The following is a 9,179-nucleotide window of genomic DNA, read 5'->3' on the forward strand; positions in this document are numbered from 1 at the left end:
GATGATGGGCACCGTGCGCACGCTGGCGATCCAGCCAGACGAAAAGCACCGGCTGGCAGTGCACGAGGCCGGACATACCGCCGCCGCCTTCTACAACCCCGACGCCGATCCGATCTACAAGGTCACCGTCATTCCGCGCGGGCGCAGTCTGGGCAGCACCCATATGCTGCCAGAGCATGACCGCCACACCCTGCCCGAAGCCTATCTGCGGGTGCAGCTGACCACGCTTCTGGCCGGGCGGGCTGCGGAAAAGCTGCTGCTGGGGTCCGTCAGTTCAGGCGCAGATGACGATATCCACCGTGCTACACTTTTGGCGCGGTCGATGGTGGCGCGCTGGGGCATGGACCCCGATATCGGTCCCGTCGATCTGCGGGACAGCGAAGATCACCCGTTCCTTGGACAGCAGATTGCCCAACCGCGAAGTTTCTCCGACCAGACGGCAGCGCGCGTGGATCAGGCGGTGATCACCTTGCTGCATGCGGCCGAAACGGAGGCATTGCAGATCATCGAGGCGCACCGCGGCCAGATCGCGCATCTCGTCATCCGGCTGGAGGCCGAAGAGACCCTTGATCTGCAGGCCATCCGCGCCTGTCTTGAGCCGGGAACCAAGATCACGCCCTTCGTCAAACGTCGGAAGTAAAAGCACTCTCTGGAAGAGAACCCCCGAGGACCCGCGTACCGAATAGGCAGAAGACCGTTGCAGGCCCACCACTCGCCGCCCAAGCTTTCTGCCGCCACAGGACCACCCGCACCAGAACATCGATCATGCGGCCCGCGGCGTAGGGTGCTCGGCTAGGGGGGGTGTTTGCACCCACGTCTTTCATTCGCCGGTCCGCAGCACCGTTTTGAACGGAACCTCATTTGTGACCGAGTCCTTGCCTTACCGCCGCTGGACCGAGTTCCCCCCTTGCCAGAGTTTTGTTGATCAGCGCCACAACAGCGGCTTGATGACCGGGATTGTCGTCCGCTTCAGGCATGTCCGAATGTGCGAGGCCGGCATCCGTCAGGATGCCGAGGATTTCGCGCTCCGGCAGAACGTTCCGGTCGTTGAGCGCCAGAAGCAGGGACTCCACGATCGCGAGCGCGGCGGCGCCCGGAGCATCCATGACCAGGGTCATCGCGAGAAACCTTTCCGATGGCTGAAGGTTGGGACAATCTCCGAATGCGTAGGTGCAATGAGTCTATTGATCATGGCACGAAACTGCTAAACCGCGCTGATTGAAAGCAGTGTGCACGGTCCGCGCCGATTCAACTTGTCCTGAGCGGAGAGCGCCGTCGCCAGCGCCGGAGACGGGAGGGAATGAAATTCTCAAGTTGGTTCAAGACAGCCCACTCGCCCGAAAACTTGGCGCGTTCATCGACCTATCTCCTCCGGATTTCGCCCTACTGAGCAAACTGCACGAACGGCGGCGCCGGCTTCCGGTGGGCGTTGATATCGTCCATCAGGGGCAGTCCGACCGCGAGGCCTACGTCCTGGCGCGCGGCTGGGCCTGTTCCTACAAATTGCTGCCCGGGGGAACCCGCCAGATCGTCGACTTCCAGATCCCCGGTGATTTTCTTGGCCTGCGCAGCATGCTGTTCCGCACCGCTGATCTCAACATCGGACCGGTGACCGAGATCGAGGCCTATGTGGTTACCAAAAACGACATCGAGGATACATTCAGCCGGTCCCCGCGGCTGGCGACTGCTTTGGGCGGCCTCACGCGATGAGGCGATGCTGGTCGAGCATCTGATCGACCTTGGCCGCCGCGACGCATTGCAGCGCGTGGCGCATTACCTTTTGGAACTTGGCGCGCGCCTGAGGCTTGTCGGCCTTGGTAGCAAGGCGGGCTATGACTGTCCGATTTCTCAATACCTGCTGGCTGATGTGCTTGGCCTGAGCGCCGTACATGTCAACCGGGTGCTGCGGCAGTTGCGCGAGCAGGGCCTTCTGACCTTCCGCGATGGCAAGGTGACCTTCGACGATTTCGCTGGCCTTGTCGCGCTGGCCGAGTTTGATCCGAGCCATCTTGATCAGGGTGGGCCGCTGTTTCGACGGTGACCATTGGCTGAAACACGAACGGCCAATCCGCGGGCCAGTGGCCTGCAAGCTGACAAACGATGACGCCACCCCGGCAAGTTGTGCCGGGGTGACCAATGTCGATCAGACAAGCGCGTGAGCCGCTGCATCAAGTTCCCGGATGCATTCGGCGTCATTCTTGGCGGTGTGGGCCTTTTCAGCGGCCTGGTAATGCTTCCGTGCCGCGTCCTTCTTGGGGCCCGAGGGGGCCTTGTCCCAAGCGGCTTTCACAGTCTTCATCTTGTCTTCGGCCGCGGAGGGTTTGCCTTGCGGTGCCATCGGAAGGATCTGTGCCATTGGTGTATTCCTTCTGAATACGTCGCCAAACTCTTGAAGACAGAAAGAAGAATGAAATGCACTGGGGGCCAGCGTCATCTTCCTTGAGCTTCGCAGAACCTGGCAACAACGATGGATGATCGGAAACTCTATCTCCACAGTTCATTCTCAACGGAATCGCTGCCCCACGGATTGACGCAAGTCAACCCGGGCGACGTAGTCGTCATAGGTCTTGGACGACAAGCTGATTTCCGCCGAAGGACGAGCGCGCGCCGCTCAATAGCATCGCCGCCCTATGTTCTCCAAAATTCTGGGCTGAGAAAAGTGATCAGACCAGATTGATTTGTATCAATGTGAGCTGAGGGAGAATCGCAGAAACAATACGGAGCCATCAAGCAGATGGCAGTCAGATTTCCGCAGGAGCGAAAACGCCATGGACAAAGATCGTGTGATCGGTTCCGCCAAGGTCGTGAAGGGCAAAGCCAAGGTTGCAGTCGGCAAGGTGCTTGGCGATGCGAAGCTTAAGTCCGAGGGCCAGGCCGACAAGGTCGAGGGCAAGATTCTGAATGCCGTCGGAGGTATCAAGGACGCAATCCGCGAGGCCTAGAGTCGGCGTTCGCGGAGCGCATCTGCAAAAGACGTGCTTGGGTCATGCGCTAACGTCGCTTGGCGCAGTGCAATGACGCCTAAGGGTTTGAATACCCAAGAAGGAGCCAGCAGTGAACCGAAACTCTCTTCTCCTCTTGATCGGCCTCCTCTTGGTTGTCGCGGTCGGGGCAAGCTACCTGTACTATCAGGAACGCCAGAGCGGCATCGACATCCAGATTGACGAGCAAGGCATTAAAATCGAAGGCAATTGAACAGTACCCAATACTCTGGAGGTTACATCACCGGGCGACTACGAGGCAGGCAAACACCATTAGAGGAGAAATCCGAATGTCACTTGGCACGATTCTGGTCATCGTTCTTATCATCGCACTTCTGGGCGGATGTAGGGAACCGGATACGTTCCGGGTGTGTTGTTCCGAGCGGTAAATCCCAATCAACGGAGGCAGACGTGTCGGACATCACCATCAAGACTGTCATCATTCCGGCTGCCGGCCTCGGCACCCGCCTTCTGCCTGCAACCAGAGTGACAGCGAAAGAGCTTCTGCCGGTCTATGATCGCGTGGTGCTGGACTTTGCCATCGACGAGGCGGTCACTCTGGGTGCAGAGCGGATCGTCGTCGTGATCAGCACGGCGAAGGTCGCGATCCAGGCGTACCTTGCCGGTCAAAGTCCTTCAGGCGACGTGGACGGTGTGTCATCGAGCGATACCCGTAAGGGCGGCCCGGAAATCATCTACATCTTTCAGGACCGCCCTCTTGGGCTGGGACACGCAGTGCACTGCTGCAAGGATTTCATGCTGCCGGGTCCCTTTGCCGTGCTTCTGCCGGACGACATCGTCATGGGTCCGAACTGTCTGGCCGAAATGGCCTCGCACTACACGGAAGGTCACATGGTCGCCGCGATGCAGATCAAACCCGAGGACGCTTCGAAATATGGCATCTTCCGGCTGGGCGGGTTGCCAAAGGACAATTGCCTACCTGTGTCCGGCATGATCGAGAAACCGACCGAAGGCACTGCACCGTCGTCCTTTGCTGCAGTCGGCCGTTACATCCTTGATCCCATGATCTTCGACGTGCTGCAGAACACCCCTCCCGGCAAAGGGGGCGAGGTTCAGCTGACCGATGCGATAACGATCGCGGGCCGCGCCGTCCCGGTCGTCGCCTTCCGGTTCAGTGGAACCAGGTACGACTGCGGCAATCATGACGGGCTGCTGGCCGCGTCGGTGGCGCGCAAGGCAGAAGCCCGGCAGGAAAGTGCCATTGCCGGGCTCTTGACAGCGCATTCCGCTACCTCTGCCGCCTCGGCACATGCTATTCTCGCCTAATAGGAAGTTAGAGCTTTGCCTCATGACTTTTCCAGATCGCAGAATAGCATCGCCGAAATGATTTGAATAACGCGACTTGCGTGAAGTCCGGTCCGGTCCGGGCTTCTAATGGGCCGGCCTTTGCGCCGGATGCGCTTCGAAGACAGACGTGACGGAACCGGACGCCAACATTTGGCGTTCTTGCAGGCGTCACGTCCAGATGTGGGCACTGCCATGACCCGAAAGGATACGAACCATGAAATGGGATCAGATCGAAAGCAAATGGGCGCTGATGACCCGCCGCATCCGCGCGGATTTCTGCGACGAACGCACTGACGTGGCCAAAGGACTTGTCCACACTCCCAAGCGTCGCGACTCCGTCAGTCCCACCGTCGCCGACAGTCAGCTTTCGGCACTCAAGGATCCCGAGAGCAAGACGTCTGTTAAGTGATAATGTGGGAAGGTCAACTTCGCTGCTTGCAGAGCTCGATAGGCGCTCGCTTTGGTCCGGTCCCGGGTGTCTGGCAGGTCAATGCGCCGACCCGGGCTGACCTCTTTGGAACCGAACGACTAGAGCATCACGCGCAAACGCTTGAAGCGGCTCAGCCGATCTCCACGGACAAGCCGCTTCGGGTTCAGCTGTTAAGCCACAGGGTCAGAGAGAACGCCGACGGGTGTTGTCAGAGGTGTCCGCCGGTGATCGCCTTCGACAGCCTGCAAGCCTACGGCGCTTTGTCCCCCAGCTTCTCAAGCTTGCTTCGTTAGCTGCGATGGCTCACCATTGCCAGCAACGCCGGCGAATGTCGCCGCAGCCGCAGGAGCACCACATGACCGAAGCCGATCTAGACGAGCTTTCCCTCGCCGAACTGAAGAAGCTGAGCAAAGATATCACCCGCGCGATCGCTGATTTCGACAAGCGCCGAAAGCGGACCGCCCTGTCGGCGATGGAGGAAAAAGCGAAGGAATTCGGCTTTGCGCTGGGTGATCTTTTTTCTGGTGTTGTCGGGAAGTTCAGAGGCCCGCCGAAAGGCAAAGGACGATCTCTCTCTGTGGCGAAATACGCCAGTCCAGCTGATTCCAGTGTTACTTGGTCCGGACGTGGCCGGCAGCCGGGCTGGTTCAAAGATGCGATCGCGGCCGGGAAAACATCGGAGTCGATGGCACTCTAGGGAAGCTCCCTTGTTCTAGTCCGTGACTGCTGGTCGCGGTCGCCGCAGTATCCATAGCGCCTTCAACGTGGAGTGGCGAGGTTGCCGGATTGGGACGTTCTCCGCCCCAAATGGCCACACGGTCGCAGCGGCGTTCCGCCACGATGGAGGAAATCGCAGTTTTTCTCTGTTTGGCTCAAATGAATTCAATAGCTTAGGTGGAGAAGGTTCGACGGTAGTCGCGTTCCCTCCAGCACTTAACCGCCGTGACTCAACTGGTGGTTAGGCAAGCTCTGTTGGGAAAGCTGCCGTTCGCCTTGGCGCCCTTGAATGGCAGCAACGGGCCGAGATGGTCGACGTGACCGTCGCGTTCGCAAGAAGCGGAAAGCAGCCACTCAGTCGCAGAATATTTCCACCGACCAAACTATGAAAGCAGCCCTTGGATGGACCGAGTTCTGATGCTCTTTTGGATTGTTCGGGCTGCCCTACTGCATTCTGAAAGGTCCGGCGAAAAGGTTGGCGTCCGGGCGCGAATAAAGGAGGGTTCTGGGAAGACCAGATTGGCTACGACTTGCGGCACAGATCAGCAGCGCTCAGCCCGGCCTGGTGCTCCTCTAGAAAGCCAATGATCTGCTCTTTGGTGAATCCGCCGCGCTTCATGTCCGTTTCCTTCACTGGAGAACGGACCAACCTCAGGATGCGGACGTTTCAGGGGAGCAGGTCAGTTTCCTTGGCCTCGCGCCCAGAAAGCTGATCGATCAGAATTCGAAAGAACACGTGATCCGAATGGTCCGCCATTAGCGGCGTCACGGGTTTAAAGGCGCCTGGCTCCCACCAGTCATAATATTTGCTCAACAGCGCCCACGCCCGATTTCGTTGGAATCGGTCAGGAAGCTCCTCGTAGTTTCCATCGACAATGACGCTTTTCCACTCTCGGCCACGACCGCGCTCCTCGACCAAAACAGAAACCACGGGACTAGCACGCATCCACTCGATCTTCTTGCCAGGCATTGAAAAAGCATAAAGGCAGTTGCCTTCGTAGCCAAAGTAGATCGGCACGACATAAGGACGTCCCTCCCGCGCGCAGGCGAGGTGACCAAGGCGATTTTCAGCCAACACCTTCGTACATTCGAGCTTACCTAACGTTCGGATCAACATAGGCTTGCATCCCATCAATAGATCTTAAAGCGACCCTCGCAGCATGGTTTCCCACAGGATTCATCTGACAGTGCCAGCCGGGGGCAAAATGCTCTGCCGAGGCGGACTCTGCGCATCCGGCTACTTCGGCGTCCTGGGCCTTGCTGCGCACGTTCACCTGTGCCAAGGCCGCGATGCCTTGGTTTTGGCCGTTCTGGTGTCACATCCTCCCGGTCAGAACCAGAACAACAATGATGATAAGAATGACCCCGATGACTCCGACCCCGCTGTGGCCAAAGCCATAGCCATAGCCGCCTACATAACCGCTGAATCCGCCCAGAAGCGCGATGATCAGCAAGACGATGAGGATTGTACCTAACGACATGATGTTAATTCCCTTCTGAGGGATGGTGGGAGCATGGCCGACGCGGCCACGCAATGTAGAATGCCTTGGGTGCCCTACTTGCCTTTTAGCGTGTCCAGCAGATCACCAACGGCATTCTGCATACGGCCTTCCGCTTGCTTGGCCTTGCCTTCGGCTTCCAGCTTGGAATCGCCCATGACCTTGCCTGCCACTACCTTGATCCTACCTGCCACCTGCTTGGCTGAACCTTCGATGCGATTCTTGTCCATGACGGGGACTCCTCAGGATGCTCGCCGCATGATCGCCGCAGCACTGGACTACGAATACATTCAAATCCCGCGGCCCGCATTGATCTGGAACAACTCGCCGCGCCGTTGCACTGTCTAGGCTTTCGATAGACCGCGACACATTGACCCACCCAGCCCGCCGCACAAAGCAGCCCTCCCTCTCTAGGACGCCAGGCCGCGCGTCGCCCCGCAGCCCAACTCCGCCGTGCCCGACCTGACCGGTGCTTTCGTGCTGCCGTGGCTTGTAGCTTTGCAGGGAACGTGGCCTGCCAATTGGACTTTGTCAGAGGAACGTCCCCTGAGGCGGGTAGCGGCCGTTCATTCTGCTTGGCTCGAAGGTCGGCAATGGGCGGAAGCCATCACAGATCTGTTTGGTCAGCCGGTGCGATTAGCTCAGTTGGGTGCTTGGCTAGATTCTGCATGTCGCGTCCAAAACTCCAAAAGCAGCATCGTCATCGTCGCTGTGTGAGGGCCCAGGATAAAGCCCGGCGCGCCGAACAGAAGCAGACCACCGACAATAGAAATGAACGCAGGAATGGTATGCAGGCGCAGACGGTTGCCGACGAACATCGGCCGCAGGATGTTGTCGATGCTGCCAACGACTATCCCGCCCCAAGCGGCAAGAATGACCGCGCGTATCCAGCTTCCGTCCAGAAGGAGCAGGATCGCTGCCGGTATCCAGACGATGAAGGCCCCGAGGACCGGCACAATTGACAAGAGCCCCATCACCAACCCCCAAAGCAGAGGCGTGGGCAGACCGAGCGCCCAGAACATCAGGCCGCCCAAGGTGCCTTGAACTGCGGCGACGGCAAGTGTGCCGTAGACTGTCGCGTGGACTGTTTCGGCCACACGGCGCAGCAAGTGTTCAGTCTCGGGTTTTGTGAGCGGGAGCCACGCCATGATCATGGTTCTGGCAGCCTTCCTGTCGCGCAGGAAATAGAACAGCAGGTAGAAGGTGATGAACACCTCGACCACTTGCAGCAACGACCCCTTGACGAAAGTCGCTCCGAGGTTGCTCAGCCAGGTCGCAATTGCGGACATCATCGACGGCAAATCGAATTGCCGGTCAATCCAGGCGCCAAAGGGTGCAAGGGCAGGATGGCTGTCGAGCAGGGCCTGAAGCTCGCCGCCCTCGACGCGCGCCTGAAGGGATTGGAAACCAGAAGCCGCTTCCGTGATGAGGCGTTCGACCACAAATACTGCAGGGACGACCACGACGACGATGACAATGGCCGTCGAGAGCAAGGCGGCGATGTTCGGGTGCCTGACGCGCTTTTCGACCCTTCCATGCAGCGGAGCGAAAAGGATCGCCAGCGTCAGCGCCCAGGTGATGGCACCGAGGAAAGGCCAGGCGATAAGTGCGCAGACGAGGATGCCGGCAACGCTTGCGACTGCAAGCGCCACGCGTCCGAAACGACGGCTGTTGGGTGATTGAGGCTGTGGTTTCATCTGGTCACCGAACCACCAGATCCAGAAAAAGCAACCCGATGCTTGTGACGAGGCCCGCAACGGGCACCCACCCTGCACAGACAAATGCCTGCGCAGGCGGCGCGGTTTCCAGAGACTTGATACGGATCAGGGTGATGTTGATGATCGCAAAAACCACCAGTGTGAAACGGGCAGTCAGATCGGCCAACCCGGCCAGCGGGACTGCAAGCGCCAGAGACAGGATTGCTGCCACGCCGATTGCGGTGGTCAGCAGTGGCGTGCCGGTTCTGGCATTCAGATGCGTCAGAACCCTGGGAAGATTGCCCTGGGCCGCCAGCCCGTAAAGCACCCGAGAGATCATGATGACATGCACGATGATGCCGTTCAGCGTTGCTATGACGGCGATCAGGCTCATGGTTTTCAGCGGCATCCCCGTTAGCCGTTCGAACACCAGCGCCAAGGGGGCGCTGGAGGTGGAAAGCTCATCCGGTGGCACTGCGACAACAGCAACCCAGACCACCAGCGCATAGACCAGTGCAGTCAATGCAAGCGTCAGGAAAAGCGCCCA

Annotated in this window: 12 protein-coding genes and 2 pseudogenes; 7 read left to right on the forward strand and 7 right to left on the reverse strand. The window is 59.0% G+C overall.

What is annotated here, in order from left to right; translation table 11 throughout:
* Window positions 1-640, forward strand: a pseudogene (locus tag RMO18_RS18245) (cell division protein FtsH); the annotation flags it as partial.
* 217 nt (window positions 641-857) lie between these two features.
* On the opposite strand, the gene RMO18_RS18250 reads toward RMO18_RS18245, so the two are convergent.
* Window positions 858-1,118, reverse strand: a complete 261-nt coding sequence (locus tag RMO18_RS18250) for a hypothetical protein (protein WP_309667850.1) — start codon at window positions 1,116-1,118, stop codon at window positions 858-860.
* 196 nt (window positions 1,119-1,314) lie between these two features.
* Here RMO18_RS18250 and RMO18_RS18255 point away from each other — a divergent pair.
* Window positions 1,315-2,041, forward strand: a pseudogene (locus RMO18_RS18255) (Crp/Fnr family transcriptional regulator).
* 102 nt (window positions 2,042-2,143) lie between these two features.
* On the opposite strand, the gene RMO18_RS18260 reads toward RMO18_RS18255, so the two are convergent.
* On the reverse strand, window positions 2,144-2,356 hold the full coding sequence (locus RMO18_RS18260; protein ID WP_309667852.1) for a hypothetical protein: 213 nt from the start codon (window positions 2,354-2,356) through the stop codon (window positions 2,144-2,146).
* 412 nt (window positions 2,357-2,768) lie between these two features.
* Between RMO18_RS18260 and RMO18_RS18265 the strand changes: the two genes are divergently transcribed.
* The 5 genes from RMO18_RS18265 (at window position 2,769) to RMO18_RS18285 (ending at window position 5,416) form a co-directional block, all read left to right on the forward strand.
* Window positions 2,769-2,942: a CsbD family protein gene (locus tag RMO18_RS18265; protein ID WP_309667854.1), complete on the forward strand. Its 174-nt coding sequence runs from the start codon at window positions 2,769-2,771 to the stop codon at window positions 2,940-2,942.
* 112 nt (window positions 2,943-3,054) lie between these two features.
* Window positions 3,055-3,195 (forward strand): hypothetical protein, encoded by a 141-nt coding sequence (locus RMO18_RS18270; protein WP_309667855.1) that lies wholly within the window; start codon window positions 3,055-3,057, stop codon window positions 3,193-3,195.
* Between the two features lie 197 nt (window positions 3,196-3,392).
* The gene (locus RMO18_RS18275) at window positions 3,393-4,268 is read left to right on the forward strand and encodes a sugar phosphate nucleotidyltransferase (RefSeq protein ID WP_309667856.1); all 876 of its coding nucleotides are present in this window, start codon (window positions 3,393-3,395) and stop codon (window positions 4,266-4,268) included.
* 235 nt (window positions 4,269-4,503) lie between these two features.
* Window positions 4,504-4,698, forward strand: coding sequence for a hypothetical protein (locus RMO18_RS18280; RefSeq protein ID WP_309667857.1), 195 nt, complete (start codon window positions 4,504-4,506; stop codon window positions 4,696-4,698).
* Window positions 4,699-5,074: 376 nt separating this feature from the next.
* Window positions 5,075-5,416, forward strand: a complete 342-nt coding sequence (locus tag RMO18_RS18285; RefSeq protein ID WP_309667858.1) for an H-NS histone family protein — start codon at window positions 5,075-5,077, stop codon at window positions 5,414-5,416.
* A 687-nt stretch (window positions 5,417-6,103) separates the two neighbouring features.
* Here RMO18_RS18285 and RMO18_RS18290 read toward each other — a convergent pair.
* From RMO18_RS18290 to RMO18_RS18310, 5 genes are all read right to left on the reverse strand, one after another.
* Window positions 6,104-6,553: a pyridoxamine 5'-phosphate oxidase family protein gene (locus RMO18_RS18290; protein ID WP_309667860.1), complete on the reverse strand. Its 450-nt coding sequence runs from the start codon at window positions 6,551-6,553 to the stop codon at window positions 6,104-6,106.
* Between the two features lie 199 nt (window positions 6,554-6,752).
* Window positions 6,753-6,917 (reverse strand): DUF3309 family protein, encoded by a 165-nt coding sequence (locus tag RMO18_RS18295; protein WP_309667861.1) that lies wholly within the window; start codon window positions 6,915-6,917, stop codon window positions 6,753-6,755.
* A 74-nt stretch (window positions 6,918-6,991) separates the two neighbouring features.
* Complete coding sequence (locus RMO18_RS18300; protein ID WP_309667863.1) at window positions 6,992-7,165, reverse strand: CsbD family protein; 174 nt, start codon at window positions 7,163-7,165, stop codon at window positions 6,992-6,994.
* Between the two features lie 411 nt (window positions 7,166-7,576).
* Window positions 7,577-8,632 (reverse strand): AI-2E family transporter, encoded by a 1,056-nt coding sequence (locus RMO18_RS18305; protein WP_309667864.1) that lies wholly within the window; start codon window positions 8,630-8,632, stop codon window positions 7,577-7,579.
* A gap of 4 nt (window positions 8,633-8,636) precedes the next feature.
* Window positions 8,637-9,179: amino acid permease (locus RMO18_RS18310; RefSeq protein WP_309667866.1), on the reverse strand; the 543-nt coding region annotated here is incomplete at its 5' end.

Origin of the sequence: Tabrizicola sp. (genome assembly GCF_031377265.1) — a bacterium.
In the GTDB taxonomy this organism is placed as follows: domain Bacteria; phylum Pseudomonadota; class Alphaproteobacteria; order Rhodobacterales; family Rhodobacteraceae; genus JAUYQR01.